At 45.3% G+C, this 16,572-nt stretch carries 19 protein-coding genes and 1 other RNA gene; 12 read left to right on the top strand and 8 right to left on the bottom strand.

The window, feature by feature from the left end; translation table 11 throughout:
- The first annotated feature begins 53 nt into the window (after window positions 1-53).
- The 4 genes from ftsE to ssrA all read left to right on the top strand — a co-directional run bounded on the left by ftsE (window position 54) and on the right by ssrA (window position 2,774).
- On the top strand, window positions 54-743 hold the full coding sequence (gene ftsE, locus A7sIIA15_RS01425) for a cell division ATP-binding protein FtsE (protein WP_095685453.1): 690 nt from the start codon (window positions 54-56) through the stop codon (window positions 741-743).
- A gap of 10 nt (window positions 744-753) precedes the next feature.
- On the top strand, window positions 754-1,656 hold the full coding sequence (ftsX, locus tag A7sIIA15_RS01430; protein ID WP_095685454.1) for a permease-like cell division protein FtsX: 903 nt from the start codon (window positions 754-756) through the stop codon (window positions 1,654-1,656).
- Between the two features lie 76 nt (window positions 1,657-1,732).
- The gene (gene smpB / locus A7sIIA15_RS01435) at window positions 1,733-2,236 is read left to right on the top strand and encodes an SsrA-binding protein SmpB (protein WP_095685455.1); all 504 of its coding nucleotides are present in this window, start codon (window positions 1,733-1,735) and stop codon (window positions 2,234-2,236) included.
- 168 nt (window positions 2,237-2,404) lie between these two features.
- Window positions 2,405-2,774, top strand: a transfer-messenger RNA (tmRNA) gene (gene ssrA, locus A7sIIA15_RS01440).
- A gap of 7 nt (window positions 2,775-2,781) precedes the next feature.
- On the opposite strand, the gene A7sIIA15_RS01445 is transcribed toward ssrA, so the two are convergent.
- From A7sIIA15_RS01445 to argF, 7 genes are read right to left on the bottom strand one after another with little or no spacing between them, the layout of a single operon-like run.
- Window positions 2,782-3,174, bottom strand: a complete 393-nt coding sequence (locus A7sIIA15_RS01445) for a hypothetical protein (RefSeq protein ID WP_095685456.1) — start codon at window positions 3,172-3,174, stop codon at window positions 2,782-2,784.
- Window positions 3,175-3,747, bottom strand: a complete 573-nt coding sequence (locus A7sIIA15_RS01450; protein ID WP_095685457.1) for a GNAT family N-acetyltransferase — start codon at window positions 3,745-3,747, stop codon at window positions 3,175-3,177.
- A 30-nt stretch (window positions 3,748-3,777) separates the two neighbouring features.
- Window positions 3,778-4,845 (bottom strand): pirin family protein, encoded by a 1,068-nt coding sequence (locus A7sIIA15_RS01455; RefSeq protein WP_095685458.1) that lies wholly within the window; start codon window positions 4,843-4,845, stop codon window positions 3,778-3,780.
- A 60-nt stretch (window positions 4,846-4,905) separates the two neighbouring features.
- Complete coding sequence (locus A7sIIA15_RS01460) at window positions 4,906-6,297, bottom strand: NAD(P)(+) transhydrogenase (Re/Si-specific) subunit beta (RefSeq protein ID WP_095685459.1); 1,392 nt, start codon at window positions 6,295-6,297, stop codon at window positions 4,906-4,908.
- On the bottom strand, window positions 6,294-6,575 hold the full coding sequence (locus A7sIIA15_RS01465; RefSeq protein ID WP_095685460.1) for an NAD(P) transhydrogenase subunit alpha part 2: 282 nt from the start codon (window positions 6,573-6,575) through the stop codon (window positions 6,294-6,296). The genes A7sIIA15_RS01460 and A7sIIA15_RS01465 overlap by 4 nt, the downstream gene beginning before the upstream one ends.
- Window positions 6,576-7,697, bottom strand: coding sequence for a Re/Si-specific NAD(P)(+) transhydrogenase subunit alpha (locus A7sIIA15_RS01470; protein WP_095685461.1), 1,122 nt, complete (start codon window positions 7,695-7,697; stop codon window positions 6,576-6,578).
- A gap of 16 nt (window positions 7,698-7,713) precedes the next feature.
- Entirely contained in the window at window positions 7,714-8,652 is a 939-nt protein-coding gene (argF, locus tag A7sIIA15_RS01475) for an ornithine carbamoyltransferase (protein WP_095685462.1), read from the bottom strand.
- Between the two features lie 54 nt (window positions 8,653-8,706).
- Here argF and A7sIIA15_RS01480 point away from each other — a divergent pair, with 54 nt between their 5' ends.
- The 8 genes from A7sIIA15_RS01480 to A7sIIA15_RS01515 are packed head-to-tail and all read left to right on the top strand — an operon-like array spanning window position 8,707 to window position 14,760.
- Window positions 8,707-8,976, top strand: coding sequence for a DUF3039 domain-containing protein (locus tag A7sIIA15_RS01480; protein WP_095685463.1), 270 nt, complete (start codon window positions 8,707-8,709; stop codon window positions 8,974-8,976).
- Window positions 8,977-9,014: 38 nt separating this feature from the next.
- Entirely contained in the window at window positions 9,015-10,826 is a 1,812-nt protein-coding gene (locus A7sIIA15_RS01485) for a glycosyl hydrolase family 18 protein (RefSeq protein WP_223298268.1), read from the top strand.
- A 2-nt stretch (window positions 10,827-10,828) separates the two neighbouring features.
- Window positions 10,829-11,125, top strand: a complete 297-nt coding sequence (clpS, locus tag A7sIIA15_RS01490) for an ATP-dependent Clp protease adapter ClpS (protein WP_095685465.1) — start codon at window positions 10,829-10,831, stop codon at window positions 11,123-11,125.
- Complete coding sequence (locus tag A7sIIA15_RS01495; protein ID WP_095685466.1) at window positions 11,122-11,697, top strand: DUF2017 domain-containing protein; 576 nt, start codon at window positions 11,122-11,124, stop codon at window positions 11,695-11,697. The genes clpS and A7sIIA15_RS01495 overlap by 4 nt, the downstream gene beginning before the upstream one ends.
- A 32-nt stretch (window positions 11,698-11,729) precedes the next feature.
- Window positions 11,730-12,527 (top strand): glutamate racemase, encoded by a 798-nt coding sequence (gene murI, locus A7sIIA15_RS01500; protein ID WP_095685467.1) that lies wholly within the window; start codon window positions 11,730-11,732, stop codon window positions 12,525-12,527.
- 16 nt (window positions 12,528-12,543) lie between these two features.
- Window positions 12,544-13,269: a ribonuclease PH gene (gene rph, locus A7sIIA15_RS01505; RefSeq protein ID WP_095685468.1), complete on the top strand. Its 726-nt coding sequence runs from the start codon at window positions 12,544-12,546 to the stop codon at window positions 13,267-13,269.
- Window positions 13,269-13,886 carry an XTP/dITP diphosphatase gene (locus A7sIIA15_RS01510; protein WP_095685469.1) on the top strand — a complete coding sequence of 206 codons (618 nt, stop codon included), beginning with the start codon at window positions 13,269-13,271 and terminating at the stop codon, window positions 13,884-13,886. The genes rph and A7sIIA15_RS01510 overlap by 1 nt, the downstream gene beginning before the upstream one ends.
- Before the next feature lie 55 nt (window positions 13,887-13,941).
- The gene (locus A7sIIA15_RS01515) at window positions 13,942-14,760 is read left to right on the top strand and encodes a fibronectin type III domain-containing protein (protein ID WP_095685470.1); all 819 of its coding nucleotides are present in this window, start codon (window positions 13,942-13,944) and stop codon (window positions 14,758-14,760) included.
- Between the two features lie 64 nt (window positions 14,761-14,824).
- Here the strand turns inward: A7sIIA15_RS01515 and A7sIIA15_RS01520 are convergent, their stop codons facing one another.
- Window positions 14,825-16,570, bottom strand: a complete 1,746-nt coding sequence (locus A7sIIA15_RS01520) for an acyltransferase family protein (RefSeq protein WP_095685471.1) — start codon at window positions 16,568-16,570, stop codon at window positions 14,825-14,827.
- Window positions 16,571-16,572 lie beyond the last annotated feature (2 nt).

Here is a 16,572-nt window from a genome sequence, read left to right on the forward strand (position 1 = left end):
GGCCGAGAGCGGATTCCCCGATATCCGCGCCGCAGACGCAATGGGAGATTTAAATGATTCGCTTTGAGAACGTCACAAAGGTCTACCCAGGACAAGAACGTCCAGCCCTTGATTCAGTAAATCTTGAAATTGTTAAAGGTGAGTTTGTTTTCCTTGTGGGACTTTCGGGTTCTGGTAAATCTACTTTTTTGCGATTGATTTTGCGTGAAGAGCGCCCCACAGCTGGAGTAATCCATGTCGCCGGAAAAGATTTAGGAACCCTTGCAACACACAAAGTCCCTGAGCTTCGCCGCCAAGTTGGAACAGTTTTCCAAGATTTTCGTCTGCTTCCAAATAAGACAATTACTGAGAACGTGGCATTTGCTCTGCATGTTCTTGGTTATTCCCAAAAAGAGATTAACCGTGAAGTTCCTGAAGTCCTAGAGCTTGTCGGTCTTGAAGACAAGGGTGATCGTTTGCCTTCAGAAATCTCTGGTGGTGAACAACAGCGCGTGGCTATTGCACGTGCCTATGTCAGCCGCCCCCCAATTTTAATTGCCGATGAACCAACTGGAAACTTAGATCCAGCAACATCTGTTGGAATTATGAAACTTCTTGATCGCATCAACCGTGAAGGAACAACTGTTTTAATGGCAACTCACGATGCAGGAATTGTGGATCAGATGCGAAAGCGCGTTATTGAACTTGATTTAGGCCACGTCATCCGCGACCAAGTTCGCGGTGTCTATGGATACACGGGATAAGGGGCACAACATGCGCGCACGGTTTCTACTAAGCGAAGTTGGTATTGGCCTACGTCGAAATATGACGATGACTTTTGCCGTGATAGTCACAACAGCTATTTCACTCTCATTGCTTGGAATTGGTTTGCTTTCAAATGCACAAGTCGGAGCGATGAAGGATTATTGGTATGACAAGATTGAAGTATCGGTTTTCTTGTGTGGTTCACTTTCTGAATCTCCATCATGTTCAGGTGGTGTGGTTACATCAGAACAACGCCTGCAAATCCAGCAAGATCTTCAGTCAATGCCGGCAGTGGATAGTGTCTTTTATGAATCTCAATCAGAGGCATTTAATCGTTTCCAGGAGCGCTTCAAGGATTCAGCAATTGCAGCGAATGTGACTGCTGATCAACTACCTGAGTCATTTAGAGTGAAATTAAAAGATCCAACACAGTTTGCAGTCATTGTTAGCGCATTCTCGGGTCGCCCCGGGGTGGATGTAGTCCAAGATCAGCGCAGTATTTTGGATAAGTTCTTTAAGTTATTGGGAGTGCTAAGAAATGGTGCGCTACTTGTCGGTCTGGCTTCAGTACTAACAGCTGCATTGTTGATTAGTAATACTCTGCGAATTGCAGCATTTAACCGCCGGCGTGAAACTGGTGTGATGAAACTTGTTGGTGCATCCTCTTGGTCAATCCAACTGCCGTTCCTGCTTGAAGGAATCATTTCGGCAATCGTGGGTTGGGGACTTGCAACCGGATTACTCGCAGCCCTCAAGAGCGTTATAGATTCCAAAGTCGCCCCACTTTTGTCCTTTACCAATTTCTTTGGTTGGGGAGAAGTCTGGGTCGCTTCAGCGTATTTGCTGGCAACAGGCCTATTTGTTTCAACCGTTGCATCAGTAGTCACGCTACGCCGCTACTTAAAGGTCTAAAGCTTTCGCATCTAGTGAGAGAATTGCCCCTGTAATCCTTTGACGCAAACAAATAGGAAAGGGCGGTGATTCGGTTATGGTTAAAGAAATTGGCCGCAAAGTCATTGCCCAAAACAAGAAGGCACGCCACGATTATTCGATCGAGGATGTTTTTGAATGTGGAATGGTTTTAACAGGCACAGAAGTTAAATCACTACGACTCGGTCGAGCATCGCTCATCGATGGATTTGCCATGATCAATGATGGTGAACTCTGGCTCAGTGGTGTTCATATCCCTGAATACACCGAGGGCACATGGACCAATCACACCCCGCGTCGTGATCGCAAACTTCTTGTTCACAAAAACGAACTCAACAAGTTGATTGGAAAGCTTAAGGATTCAGGCACCACGCTCGTTCCTCTTTCCCTATATTTCAAAGATGGAAAAGCAAAGATTGAAATCGCAGTTGCGCGTGGTAAAAAAGCTCACGATAAGCGCGAAGCCCTTAAAGCTCGCGAGGCTGATCGTGAAGTAGCACGCGTGGTTTCTAGAGGTTCTTCAGGAAAGAGCGGACGCGCATCTAAGCGTTACGAAGACTAGTTTTTTCATCGATTTTGGCTTGTCCGTTTTATGTCTTACACTTAATCCACCGCCGCCTAGTTCGCCCAATTTTTGGGTGCGATTTAGCGACGGTAAGTAATGAGAATTACTTTGACAATTACATAGCGATGAAAGATATACGTTTCTTTTCTTTCAAGTTTTAAACTTGGGGGTGAACGGTCTCGACTTTGGATGTTGAGGCAGGGGAAGCGGGCCGAGGAAGCCGGAATGATCTCGTAAACCAATAATCCGTGCAAAAAATAACTGCTGACACTAATCAGCAAGCTTTCGAACTCGCTGCATAAGCATTTCGAAGCCGTTAGCCCAGGTGCCGCTCTCGACCTGGGGTCTAGCGTCGCTAGAGGGCTTTTCACTTCGTTGGTGTTGCAAACAACGAGGGAGAACATTTTTGCAACTGAGTTCGTCGAAGAGTCGTGTGGAGAAACTTCGGGACTGAGAAAGCGATAATCACACTACGCCCGTAGAAGCCCTGTTTTTGCACCGAAGGACCCGGGTTCGATTCCCGGCACCTCCACCATGTTTATTTAATGCTGGCCCTCTGGGCCATGTCCATCTTTTCCATTACTGCGCCCACCAAGTTTCCATTTAGAAACAGGGCCATGTTCTGGTCTATTTCTACTTTTAATTCCAAGCCGATTGAGCAATCTAAACTCTGGGAAATATTCATTTCTAGTTGCGATGTAACACGTGCAAAGAGAAGTGATTCCAAATAGTCGCGGTGCTATAGGAAGTCCTGGAATTAAAAGCCATTGAGCGCCAACTAATGTGCCTAAGGTGATAAACATCCCATGAAAAATTCGCTTGATTATTAAAGTGACTAGTGAGTGTGTCTTAATCTTGGCAATTAGTATTGCTGTTGGCCCACAGAAAATTGCAAGGAAGAAGAGAATCGCAACAATTATTGCCAGACTTTCCATTTAGAGCCCCTGCCAATCCTCTCGTGTGGCTGCATACAGCGCCATATCTATCTGCGTTCCATCTTCTTTACGAGACTTCTTTCGCATGATGCCTTCTAGGGTATACCCAGATTTCTCCAATAGTCTACGAGAAGCGATGTTTTCAACATTTACAACAGCTTCAATACGCTCAAAGCCAATGCTCTCAAAACCAAACTGCGTTAGTAACTTTGTTGCACTCGATCCAATTCCTTTGCCACGCATTGGTGCGCAAAGCCAATAACCTATTTCTCCAACATGCTCTCGCAAATCCATGCTGTGAAAGGAAAATGCACCAGCAAATTTGGCATCTTCGCCATTGCCGTATTCAAGTGCTAATTGCAGCTCAGTTTGATTTGCAAAAGCGTTTGGTGATCTCTCACGAACATAAAACTCAGCATTTGCCATTGAATAGTTAGAGGGGATGCGTGTAAAGATCGGAATAAGAGGATCTTGAGCGCCTTCAAATATTGCAGGTATGTCAGATTCTTGTGGAGCACGCAATGTGATGAGGCCGTGCGTGAGCGTCGGAACTTCTGTGGGCCACCAAATCATTCGTGAAGTATGACAGGTGGGGCTTATCAATCAACCCTGCTGTAGATCCCTGGGTGCTCCGTGCACATCTAAAACATCGGTTGGCTTTGTATCTGCGCCTAATTTTGCTCCTGCACCACTTCGATTCAGAGGCTTCTTTGCATCCTCTTTATAGTTTGCAGGAATTGATCCGAGTAATCCTTTTTGGAAATCTTCAAAAGCTTGGAGAACCTCGCGCTTTGTATTCATCACGAATGGTCCCATCCAAGCAACAGGCTCCTTAATCGGCGCTCCGCCCAAAATGAATAGCTCCATCTCTGGAGAGCGAGATTCCTGATTATTTGCCGCGCGAACAACAATTGTGTCACCATCACCAAAAACTGTTAATTGACCTGTGTGAACTGGGCGTTCTTCATCGCCAACAAAACCATGTCCTGCCATTGTGTATACAAGTGCGTTGTAATCACGGCGCCATGGCAAACGAAGCTCGGCACCTGCTGCAATAGTTGCGTGAATTAAAGTAATTGGAGTTTGCGTTGTTCCTGGACCTGCATGTCCATCTACTTCACCTGCAATAACGCGTATCAGTGATCCACCATCGCTAGATGAGAGCAATGCAACATCTTTTGCGCGAACATCTTGATAAGCAGGCGGTGACCATTTTTTAGCTGCAGGCAGATTTACCCAGAGTTGGAAACCATGAAACAAGCCACCACTCATCACTAAACTTTCTGGGGGAGTTTCAATATGCAGGATTCCAGCACCTGCAGTCATCCACTGTGTGTCACCATCAGAAATTCTTCCTCCACCACCGTTGTTATCTTGGTGGTCGAAAATTCCATCAATAATGTAAGTAACCGTTTCAAAACCACGGTGTGGATGCCAAGGAGTTCCCTTTGGCTCACCTGGTGCGTATTCCACTTCACCCATTTGATCCAAGTGAATAAATGGATCGAGTTCAGCTAGATCAACTCCGGCAAATGCTCGTCTAACAGGAAAACCTTCGCCCTCAAAACCTTGAGGCGCAGTTGTGATGCTCTTTACTGTGCGGGCACGTGCATTAGGTACTTCACTAACACGCGGCAAAACAGTTATATCGCTAACGCTTACAGCAGGCATCTCAACTCTCCTTTGCTAAAACTAAGGTTAGTTAAACATTCAACCACTTGCAACTTGAAGTTAAAGTGCCTTAAGTGCTGAGACGACCTTGGTCAGTGAGGCTTTAGCATCACCGAATAAAAGCATCGTCTTTGGATCATAAAGCAGCTCATTCTCAATTCCAGCAAAGCCAGGACGCATTGAGCGCTTTAGGAAGATGATGTTTGCTGCTTGATTAACTTCCAAAATAGGCATTCCATAAATTGGGCAGCCTGGAGAAGTTTGAGCAGCTGGATTAACAACATCGTTTGCACCAATAACAATTGCCACATCAGTTTGACCAAATGTTGGGTTCACTTCATCCATCTCAGCAAGTTGTTCATATGGAACATTTGCTTCTGCAAGCAATACATTCATATGTCCAGGCATACGACCAGCTACTGGGTGAATTCCATATGCAACATCGATTCCCTTAGCGATCATCATGTCTGCAAGTTCGCGAACGGTGTGCTGAGCCTGTGCAACAGCTAAACCAAATCCAGGCACGATTACTACACGGCGTGCATAGTTAAGCAAGATAGCAACGTCATCAGGTGAACCTGAACGCACTGGACGCTCTTCCCCTGAGCCAGTTGCATCTTGCGGCTTTGCAGTAAATGCACCAAAGAGAGTTCCAAACAATGAACGTCCCATTGCTTCTGCCATTAAGCGAGTCAGGATTGTTCCTGATGCACCAACTAATGTTCCAGCAATGATGAGTAGAACTGAATCTAAAACATAACCACTTGCTGCCACAGTTAAACCAGTGAAAGCGTTCAAGAGAGAGATAACGATTGGAACATCTGCGCCACCCACAGGGAGCACGAAGAGAACTCCGAATAGAAGTGAGAGTCCAGCAAGAATCAAAAGAGGCGTGGTTCCAAGGGCTGTAACAACCCAGCCTCCCACGCCAATAACGCTAGCCAAGGTGGCCGCAATGATGAATCTTCCTGCTGGGAAAATTACTGGGCGAGTAGTCATTAACTCTTGAAGTTTTAAGAAAGTAATAATCGAACCGCTGAATGAAACACAGCCAACGATTACCGTAAATACGGTGAAGATAACTTCAGCAGTTGTTGCTTCAGTACCTAAGTGGAGGTATTCAACAATTGCTACTAAAGCAGCAGCGCCACCACCCACACCATTAAACAAAGCCACAAGTTGTGGCATCTGAGTCATTTGCACTTTACGTGCAGCTGGAACACCCACCGCAAGACCAATCAGCATCGCGCCGAGAATCCACCCTAAGTTATTAAGTGGAAGTGATGAACCAGGATTGGCGTAGAAGAAGACAACTAATGTTGCAAGCGTTGCACCGAAAGCTCCAATTAAGTTTCCACGGCGTGCAGTCTTTGGATGAGACAAACCTTTTAGAGCCAGGATGAATGCAACACCGGCAGCTAAACCTATGAGGTCATATACCGTGCGGCTCATTTTTTGTTTCCTTTGAACATTTCAAGCATTCGATCGGTAACGACGAAACCACCCACCATATTGATAGTTGCCAAAATGATTGCTGCCACTGATAGACCTAGTTCAAGGTTGGTTGAACTGTGATCGGCAACAATGATTGCGCCCACCAAGATAACTCCGTGGATAGCGTTAGCACCTGACATGAGGGGAGTGTGTAGGGTTGAAGAGACTTTAGAAACAACTTCAAAACCTACGAAGACCGCTAAAACGAAGATTGAAACAATTGCCATCGGTTCCATTTATTTGTCTCCTCTTCGTGATCCAGCATGTGTTAGCGCCGAGCCATTAATGATTTCATCCTCAAAATTAAGATTAAAAGCAACTGCTTCGCCCTCTTTTGCCGCCGTAGTCATGAGAGTTAACAAATTAACTACGTTGCGTGAATAAAGGAATGAAGCGTGGAATGGAAGATGGCTTGGAACATCTTTGCCGCCCCAGATTTTTACACCTCCAGAAGTTATGACAATTTCTCCAGGTTTTGATCCTTCAACGTTTCCACCAGTTTCAGCTGCTAAGTCAACGATTACTGTTCCAGGTCCCATTGAGTCAACCATTGCTTGAGTCATTAAACGCGGTGCTTGGCGACCAGGTACTGCTGCAGTTGTAATAACAATGTGTGATTTGGCGATGTAAGGAGTTAGAAGGTCACGTTGCTTTGCTGCGCGATCTTCAGTCATCTCGCGCGCATAACCACCTGAACCTTCAAGTGACTCAAGTTCTAATTCAATAAATGTTGCACCCATTGATCGAACTTCATCTGCAGATGCTGGGCGCACATCGTAAGCCGAAACAACTGCGCCAAGTCGACGAGCAGTTGCAATTGCTTGTAGTCCTGCAACTCCTGCGCCAAGAACAAGTACTTGTGCAGGTGTAACTGTTCCTGCAGCAGTCATTAGCATTGGGAAAAATCGTGGTGATAGTTCTGCGCCAACAAGAACTGCGCGATACCCGGCACATAGTGCTTGAGAAGTAAGAGCATCCATTGATTGTGCGCGCGAAATTCGAGGAACTAGTTCTAATGAAAATGCAGTTACTCCTGCAGATGCTGCAGCATCGATTGAGTCAACTGCAGTAACTGGAGAGAGGAATGAAATGGTGATCGCACCCTTTTTTAACTTGCCCATTTGAGCTGGAGTTAATGGTTGCACTGAAAGAACCGCATCAGCAGTGCTGAGCACTTCTCCATCAGAAATCGTTGCACCAGCAGCTTTATATTCAGCATCTACAGCCTGTGAATGGACTCCAGCACCGGATTCGATGACAACGTCAAAGCCAAGTCGAGTTAACTTGTTAATGACATCGGGGACAAGCGCCACGCGCTTCTCACCATCTTTTATTTCTTTCGGGACGACTACACGCATGAGCAGAATGCTAGTGCTAGTTGCCTTTCAAGTCACCCTTTGTGAGGTGGAAAAGCAGCGATTGAATCGTGGTGCGGCGATGATATGCCTCACGCCAAATCACAGAACGTGGACCATCGATGACAGATGCGGCAACCTCTTCACCGCGGTGAGCAGGTAAACAATGCATGAATATTGAGTCTTTGTTTGTCAGCGAAAATAAATTCTCCGTTACGGCAAAGGGTGAGAGTGCTAGCACCTTCTCATCGCGTTCACTTTCAGAATCTCCCATTGACATCCACACATCGGTATATAAAACCGATGCATCTTTCGACGCAGCTTCTGGATCATGGCTTACTTCAACTTTTCCACCGCTCTTTGCTGCAAGATTTTTTGCAATCTCAACAACTTTGGCATTTGGCGCCCACTTACCACTTGGTGTTGCAGCAACAACATGCGCTCCCATGATTGCACCCATGATCAACCACGCATGTGACATATTGTTTCCATCACCAAGATAAACAAATTTGCGACCGTCAATGTCTTTTCCAAAGTTTTCGCGAATCGTTAACCAATCTGCAAGTAACTGGGTTGGATGATCATCATCAGTCAGGGCATTGATGACAGGAATGGATGCATGCGCGCCTAACTCCTCTACATCTGCCTGAGCAAATGTGCGAATGATTAGTGCGCTGCAGTAACCGCTAATAATTTTTGCTGTGTCCGCAATAGTTTCCCCGCGACCCAACTGCAATTCATCTCCACGAATAAAGATTGGTGTGCCGCCCAGGTGGGCAACGGCTGTTTCAGAAGAGAGTCGAGTACGGGTTGAAGGCTTAGTCATATAAATGGCAACGCTCTTGTTTGCTAAAGCGCTTTTCGAGCGAAGCGGATCTTCGGCAAATGCCGCAGCGGTTTCCAGCAAAAGCTCAACATCATCGCGGCTGAGATCTTGTGTGCGCAGTAAGTCCTTCATTTGTGAATTCTACTAGGTAGTTTTGCCATCGCCAAAGGTATTCTTATCCACCTCATGGGCCTCTTTGGAAAGCGTGGAATTGAGACGGATTCTGACACCGATCTCTTAACTAGACCTGACCTTGAAGAAGACGATGGTGGTCATGATCGATTTGCTCATTATGTGAAGAAGGAAAAAATCACAGAATCTGCTGTGACTGGAAAAGCTGTAAGAGCCCTTTGTGGCAAAAAATGGATTCCCTCTCGTGCTCCAGAGAAATACCCAATCTGCCCAAGATGCAAAGAGATTTATGCAGGGTTAAAACCCGAACCAGAAGATAAGTGATGATGAGGCGTAATTCCTACATTGCACTTGCACTACTGATGATCATTTCATTATCACCACCAGCACTAGCGGCCGATAATCAACCTCGCAAGATTGTTTCTGGCTGGATTCCGTATTACTCCACTAAGACGGTAATGCCCTTTATTAAGAAATTACCAACGCTTCCGACTCCTGCCGCTAACTCGCCAGTCACTTGCGAAGCTAATGAGTATTCAGCTGAAGACATGGCTTTACTCAATTCTTCATATCTATTTACAAATAAAGATTTAATGAAAGAAGTAATGCCATTTTGGTATTCCCTAAAAACGCCCACTCTCATTAGAGATGATTATTCAACTGCTAATCCATCGTGGCCTATCGCCAACACAATCTGTTTAATGCGCAAAAGTGGATTAAAATTGATTCCCACAATTACTGACGGTACGGATAAATTAGTTTTATCAGGTTACTTGGCTAAGCCTGAAGTTCGAACAACTATCGTAAAAACGATAGTGGATCTTGTGAACAAGTATTCATTTGATGGGATTGACCTAGATTTTGAAGGCTTTGCTTTTGTGGATGGGAATACAACGTGGCCTAGAACAGCACCTAACTGGGTCTTGTTTGTAAAAGAACTCAGTGTTGCTTTGCGCGCTCAGCAGAAACTTCTGTCAATATCAGCTCCTTATGCATTCAATCCAGCTGAAAAACAAAAGGGTTACTACGTTTATTCATGGGCTCAGATTGCATCAAGCATTGATCGTTTGAGAATCATGACTTATGACTACTCAGTAGCTAAACCAGGGCCAATTGGTCCAATTAGCTGGACTGAGAAAACACTTCAATACGCAATTTCAATTATGCCTGCATCTAAAGTTTTTATTGGGCTTCCTGGTTATGGTCGAGATTGGATAACCAGTGTTGCTGGAACATGCCCTGCTACTGCGCCACCTGGATTAAAAGCTGGAGCGAAAGCTGCAACATTTAGAATGAATTATGCAGCTGCAAAAGCAGCCATTGATCAGGCAGTGCCGGTTTTTGATGTTAAAAGCAGTGAAGCCACATATTCATACCAACAGACATTTAATGGATTAACTGCAAAAGGTGCAGCAACTGCGTGCACAGTTAATCGAACTGTTTGGTATCAAAATGATCGAAGCTACTTAGAGCGGATGAATCTAGTTGCGAAGTATCGTTTAGGTGGGGCGGCATTGTGGACACTTGGTATGGAAGATGTAGCTGCTACAACAGCAATGAGAAATGTTGCTCTTGCAATTGCTCCAGATACCGTTTTAAGCACACTCACTGTCGAACAAGTAAATAGCAAAGGTACTTTCTATGGGGGAGTCTTCACCTTGAAAAGCACTCTCACACTTAAAGACAAGTCACCAGTGGCCGGAATACCTGTGAGCCTTGAAATAAAGCGAGCTAATGAAAATTCATGGACTCCTATTGCAGAACTCATAAGTGGCGCGGATGGAAGCGTCAGTGTTCCTATAACTATTGGAGCTAACGCCTCATTCAGGTTTAGTACCCAAGGAACTTGGGAGCGCGCAGAATCATTGAGTAATGAAGGCAAAGTCGTCCTTCTTTCACGAATAGTTCTAGAACGCCCAACTTCTGTGAAGTCTGGCAAGGAATTTATTGTGAAAGGAACTTTGCTCCCAGTCTTGGCGGGACAAGTTGTTGTGCTTCAGAAGTTTGTGTCAGGTAAATGGCAAAATATAGGTACTGCAACAACCACTGGAGCTAATGGAGAATTCCAAGTTAGCTTGATAGAAGCCAAGAAAGGAGTTATTAAATTGCGAGTCCAAATCACAACAAAAGATGAACAAGTTCTAACTCCAGAATTCGCAGTGGTGGTTCGTTAACTATGGTTAAAGTCGATGAGAAAATCGAAGAAGCCATAAAAGAGATTTTCAGCGGAGATAAACCCTGGGTAACAATTGTTTGGGATGATCCTGTTAATTTGATGACCTATGTGACTTATGTATTAATGGAACTCTTTGGTTACAGCAGAGAAAAAGCCCATGAGCTTATGATGAAAGTCCATACGGAGGGCAAGGCTGTTGTTTCAACGGGAAGTCGTGAAGAAATGGAACACGATGTTGCTCGTTTACATGAATACGGACTCTGGGCAACATTGCAGCGAGGTGATCAGGCGATATGACAGATCACGATACAGATGAACAACATGGCTTCCATCGCCACGGCGATAATGCCTTCGTCGCAGAATTTTCTGAATCAGAGCGTGAAGTTCTCATTAATTTGGTTGAACAAATCCTTGAACTACTTGGTGAGCGCACTGATAATCACGTAGATGACCCACTTGCTGCGATGGTTGGAATTACAACACATGATTCACCTCCAGAAGATGAAGTTTTGCTTCGACTCTTACCAAATGCATATGCCGACCAAGTTGATGCAGCAGAGTTTCGCCGATACACAGAATCAACTTTAAGAGGAAAAAAGTATGCACACTCAATGTCAATGCGAATTACTTTAAAGAGTTCAGTGGATGGAATCATTGAAGTAGATCACGATGGCGCTAATGACTGGTTGGGTGCGATGAATGACATTCGTTTGGCACTTGGCGTTCGTTTAAAGGTTGAACAAAATAGCCATGAAGAGTTAGAACTCTTGGCACCAGATGATCCAATGCGCGGGGTCTACGCTGTTTATAGTTGGTTAGGTTGGCTGCAAGAATCCTTGATTGTTGCGCTTATGGATGAAGCTATTTAGTTTTCACATCACGCTCACGGTAGGCTTGGCCTGTGAGTAATGCACCCATTGGAATCTTCGATTCAGGAGTAGGTGGGCTTACCGTTGCCAGAGCAATTCTAGATCAACTTCCTAACGAATCAACAATCTATATCGGCGATACAGCGCGAGGTCCGTATGGTCCACGCCCATTGGCTGAAGTTCGTGAATTTGCATTAGAAACTTTGGATTTCTTAGTAGAGCAAGGCGTGAAAGCAATTGTGATTGCATGTAACACAGCTAGTGCTGCAATGCTTCGCGATGCTCGCGAGCGATACAAAGTTCCAGTCATTGAAGTTATTCAACCTGCAGTCAGACGTGCAGTAGCTGCTACTCGAAGCGGTCATATCGGAGTTATTGGAACTCGCGCCACAGTTGATTCCAAGGCTTACCTAGATGCTTTTGCTGCTGCTCCTCAATTGCAGATTACTTCTATTCCTTGTCCTCTCTTTGTGGAATTTGTTGAGCGTGGTGAAACTTCTGGCCCTGAAATTACTAAAATTGCCCGTGATTACTTAGCTCCTGTAATGGAGGCAAAAGTAGATACATTAGTTTTGGGCTGCACGCACTATCCACTATTAACAGGTGTCATCTCATACGTTATGGGCGAAGGCGTCACATTAGTTTCAAGTGCTGAAGAAACGGCAAAAGATCTTTATCGCACATTAGTTGAAAACAATTTACTTCGCGATGCACGTGGTGGTGCCCCAACACACAAATTCTTAGCAACTGGCGATGCCAAAGCTTTTGAAAGCTTAGCTCGACGTTTTCTAGGTCCAGAAGTAACCCGCGTCGAACACCAAGATCTATAAAACATAGGAGCAGCACATGGCACGCAATGACGGACGACAAGTTAATGACCTGCGAGAAATTAAGTTCACTCGTGGATGGCTTGACCATGCCGAAGGATCTGTTCTTGTTGAGTTCGGCAAGACCCGTGTTCTCTGTGTTGCATCATTTTCACCAGGTGTTCCACGTTGGTTAAAAGATTCTGGAAATGGATGGGTTACATCTGAATATGCGATGTTGCCTCGTGCCACTCATACACGCTCTGACCGTGAGAGCGTAAAAGGCAAGTTAGGCGGACGCACGCAAGAGATTTCACGTTTAGTTGGCCGCTCACTTCGTGCAATTGTGAATATGAAGGAACTTGGCGAAAACACAATTGTTATCGACTGCGACGTATTGCAAGCAGATGGTGGAACTCGTACTGCAGCTATCACTGGTGCCTATGTTGCGCTAGCAGATGCAATTACTTGGGCTAAAGCACAAGGTCACATCAAAGCAACAGCAAATCCTTTGAGTGATTCAGTGGCGGCAGTAAGTGTTGGAATCATTGATGGAGTTCCAATGTTGGATCTTTGCTATGAAGAAGATGTGCGCGCTGAAACAGATATGAATGTTGTTGTTGCTGGGGATGGCCGATTTATTGAGGTGCAAGGCACCGCAGAGGGTGCTCCATTTGATCGTGCACTACTTAATCAACTTCTAGATTTAGCTGTTGAGGGTTGTGCAACTTTGAGCAAGCTGCAAAAAGAAGTTCTCTCAAAATAGTGCAACAAAGATTAGTTCTTGCCACGCGCAATAAAGGAAAGCTTGTTGAGTTCCGTAGAATTCTGGATTCTCTAGCACCAGGTGAAATCAACCTGGTAGGTGTTGATGAATTTCCTGACTTAGTTGACGTGGAAGAGACAGGTTCCACTTTTGAAGAAAACGCTTTACTAAAAGCCAGATACACCGCAAACGCAACTGGATTGCCGGCGATTTCAGATGATTCTGGATTATGTGTTGATTTCCTCAATGGTGATCCAGGTATTTATTCAGCTAGATGGGCAGGTACTCACGGAGATGATCAAGCTAATCTAGAAAAGCTTCTCAGCGAATTAAAAGATGTCAGCGATGACAAACGCACTGCACATTTCACTTGCGTTGCAGCGCTAGCAATGCCTGATGGTCGCACCCATGTTGAAGAGGGCCTTTTTCACGGCCAGATCTTGCATGCACCAGTTGGCCAGGAAGGATTTGGTTATGACCCCATTTTCCAACCCCTGGGGATGAGTATTTCGAGCGCACAAATGAGCCCGCAAGAAAAGGATGCCGTCAGTCATCGCGGAAAAGCTTTGCGCCTAATTGCGCCTCATGTCATACAAATGCTGAGGAGCCTGGGGTAACCTTGTCCTATAGACGCGCGTTTTTGACGTGCGCACCACTATCCAAGGAGTACTCGTGGCCGTAAAGAAGAAGAGCGCAGCAAAGAAGAAGGTTGCAAAAAAGGCACCTGCTAGAAAAGCTGTAGCAAAGAAGTCAGCTGCAAAGAAATCTGTAGCTAAGAAAAAGACAACCGCAAAGCGCGCAGTAAAAAAGAGCGTTGCTAAGAAAACTGCGAAGAAGGCACCAGCTAAGAAAGCTGCTGCAAAAAAGGTTGCCAAGAAGAAGACAGCTGCAAAGCGTCCAGTAAAGAAGAGTGCAAAGAAAGCTGCTGCACCAAGAGTTACTGTCACATCTTCTCGTCCAGTAGCAGCACCGGTTGCACCAGTTAAAGCGGTTGCACCTGCAAAGCCAACTGCTGCACCAAAGCAAGGTGCTTCAGGACGTGTTGTATTTGCTGTAGTAGTAGGAATTGTTTTGCTTGCAATGATCGTTTGGTCAAAGTCAGGCACAGATACTGATGATGGCGCAGCGCCTGCACCTTCTATGTCGCAATCAGTTGAAGCATCAGAGTCAGCTACACCAGAAGAGACAACAGCTGCAGTTGGAACAATTGAAGCTCCATCTAAGTTTGTTGCACTCAAGAGTGCAGATGGCTTAAATCTTCGCTGGGTAGCACCAATGGCCACAGAGGGTTTGACCGGCTATAACGTTGAGATCCGCGCAAATGGAACTGGTGATTGGACAACAATCGCAACTGTTCCAGCAGATCAACTAACTCAAGCTGTAACAAAGAGCGGTGATGCTGGGTGGACTCAGTTCCGTGTGTCTTCTGTTTACTCAGATGGACAAACAGCGCCTGCAACAGTCTTTGGAATTCCAGGTGAGTTCAAGTAAAAAGTAATTAGTAAAAGACCCTCGCTAATCAGCGGGGGTTTTTTATTTCTCTGAAATTAATTATCTATAGCGTTGCAGTGATTGCATCCACATATGCGCGCACACCAGCAGGAACTAAGTGCACACCATCAGGTGCGAAGTATTCGGGATGGCCCATAGAGATGCTGGCCCAATCAACAACTGTTGCGCCATATAAAGCGGCATATTGAGCAATGAGGGCATTGTTCTCATCTCGCCATCCTCTTGGCACAGCAGTGTTAACAACGATAATTCGTGGCTGATTCTTCACTTCTTCAAACACGGCCATTACTTGATCGGAAGTCAACTTATTGTTATTTCCCATATTAAAGATGACTGTTGAATCTACCGCGTTAGCTTTATCAGCTTTCATCACTTCAATGAGTTCGGTTGCTTGACGACCAACACGAGCATTAATAATTGCAATAGGGCTGCGCGCATCTAATTCATAGTGAATTCCTAAAATCACAGAATCACCAGTAACCCATAAGCCACCTGGTTGAGTTCCAGTGGGTTCACTTGGTTGAACTGGTTGTTCAAGCTGCTGCTTAACAATGGCCATTTCTTTATCACTTTGCGAAATAGCGTTTGCACTGATGTATGAGGTGCCAAGTATTAAGAGAAGCACTGACGCAACAACAGTGCTCTTTTGACGTCGTTGCACGTTCTTGGTGCGATATTTCATTCCTTTAAACCAATACTCAACTAGTCCACTTCGAACGGGGAGTTCGACTAAGCGAAGTGAAATGTCTGCAAGTGCAAAAACAACCAAAATGCGCAATGCATAAAGAGCCCAAGTCGATCCTTCAAGATCTACTGCTGGGCGAGTAACTTGAAAGACAACCCAGTGCCATAAGTAGATTGCGTAAGAGCGCTCACCAATCCACACAGCGACTCTGCTACTTAGAATCGGTGCAAATCGAGAAGCAGGGTGGACGATGCTAGTAAGGATTGCACAACCAAAAATTCCAGCAAGCGGGAAAGCTAATTTATAAAGTGTTGGATCACTTTCATTGACCAATAAAAAGACTCCAAGTAATCCAACAAAACCGATGACACCAATGCCATCAATGAAATCTTGTGCTCGTCTATTGACCTTCTCTTGAAGATTCTGTGGGACCCAACTCACTGCAAGGGCAGCACCTAGAAATAATCCAATGCTGTGAGTATCTGTACCAAAGTAAACATGGCTTACTTGTGAGGTGTTGGCAGCATCAACTTCATATGAGACGAGTAATAGCGCAATACCTGAAAAGGCAGCGATTATGAGTGCTGCACCAGGGATTTTTGCCTTTCCGAATTGGCGAAGAACGAGAAGCAAAATAAGTGGCCAAATTAAATAGAACTGAGCTTCTACACCAAGTGACCAGGTGTGCTGCAGCAAGGGCGGCCGCGAAATGGTGTCGAAATAGTCGGTCTGTCTAAAAACTAACCACCAGTTCATTCCCCCAAGGAGTGCAAAGGGACTATCGCTAATAAACCGGCGCATCGTTTCTGGTGCCCAAATGCTGATGTAAATAATCGTCACAAAGATCATAAATACAAGTGGTGGAAACAATCTGCGAATACGTGCTTTATAGAAAGCGCGTAGGTCTAAACCACCACTGCGCTGGATTGAATCTAAAAGCAGGCGTGTGATTACGTAACCAGAGATCACAAAGAAGAGGTCAACGCCAAGGAATCCACCTGGAATCCAGGTAAAGCCCAAGTGATAAAGCATTACAGCAATTACAGCAACGGCACGCAACCCATCAATGGCAGGGATATAACGGATACCGCGGGGAGTAGACATGA

Origin of the sequence: Candidatus Planktophila vernalis (assembly GCF_002288185.1) — a bacterium.
Lineage (GTDB): Bacteria > Actinomycetota > Actinomycetes > Nanopelagicales > Nanopelagicaceae > Planktophila > Planktophila vernalis.

Excerpts from the sequence above, each read along its gene's own strand:
- ftsX (WP_095685454.1), top strand. The coding sequence starts at position 754 with ATGCGCGCACGGTTTCTACTAAGCGAAGTTGGTATTGGCCTACGTCGA.
- A7sIIA15_RS01485 (WP_223298268.1), top strand. The coding sequence starts at position 9,015 with ATGATCATTTCATTATCACCACCAGCACTAGCGGCCGATAATCAACCT.
- A7sIIA15_RS01450 (WP_095685457.1), bottom strand. The coding sequence starts at position 3,747 with ATGATTTGGTGGCCCACAGAAGTTCCGACGCTCACGCACGGCCTCATC.
- A7sIIA15_RS01465 (WP_095685460.1), bottom strand. The coding sequence starts at position 6,575 with ATGGAACCGATGGCAATTGTTTCAATCTTCGTTTTAGCGGTCTTCGTA.
- A7sIIA15_RS01460 (WP_095685459.1), bottom strand. The coding sequence starts at position 6,297 with ATGAGCCGCACGGTATATGACCTCATAGGTTTAGCTGCCGGTGTTGCA.
- clpS (WP_095685465.1), top strand. The coding sequence starts at position 10,829 with ATGGTTAAAGTCGATGAGAAAATCGAAGAAGCCATAAAAGAGATTTTC.
- A7sIIA15_RS01445 (WP_095685456.1), bottom strand. The coding sequence starts at position 3,174 with ATGGAAAGTCTGGCAATAATTGTTGCGATTCTCTTCTTCCTTGCAATT.
- smpB (WP_095685455.1), top strand. The coding sequence starts at position 1,733 with ATGGTTAAAGAAATTGGCCGCAAAGTCATTGCCCAAAACAAGAAGGCA.
- rph (WP_095685468.1), top strand. The coding sequence starts at position 12,544 with ATGGCACGCAATGACGGACGACAAGTTAATGACCTGCGAGAAATTAAG.
- A7sIIA15_RS01495 (WP_095685466.1), top strand. The coding sequence starts at position 11,122 with ATGACAGATCACGATACAGATGAACAACATGGCTTCCATCGCCACGGC.
- ftsE (WP_095685453.1), top strand. The coding sequence starts at position 54 with ATGATTCGCTTTGAGAACGTCACAAAGGTCTACCCAGGACAAGAACGT.
- A7sIIA15_RS01520 (WP_095685471.1), bottom strand. The coding sequence starts at position 16,570 with ATGTCTACTCCCCGCGGTATCCGTTATATCCCTGCCATTGATGGGTTG.
- A7sIIA15_RS01470 (WP_095685461.1), bottom strand. The coding sequence starts at position 7,697 with ATGCGTGTAGTCGTCCCGAAAGAAATAAAAGATGGTGAGAAGCGCGTG.
- A7sIIA15_RS01480 (WP_095685463.1), top strand. The coding sequence starts at position 8,707 with ATGGGCCTCTTTGGAAAGCGTGGAATTGAGACGGATTCTGACACCGAT.
- A7sIIA15_RS01455 (WP_095685458.1), bottom strand. The coding sequence starts at position 4,845 with ATGCCTGCTGTAAGCGTTAGCGATATAACTGTTTTGCCGCGTGTTAGT.
- argF (WP_095685462.1), bottom strand. The coding sequence starts at position 8,652 with ATGAAGGACTTACTGCGCACACAAGATCTCAGCCGCGATGATGTTGAG.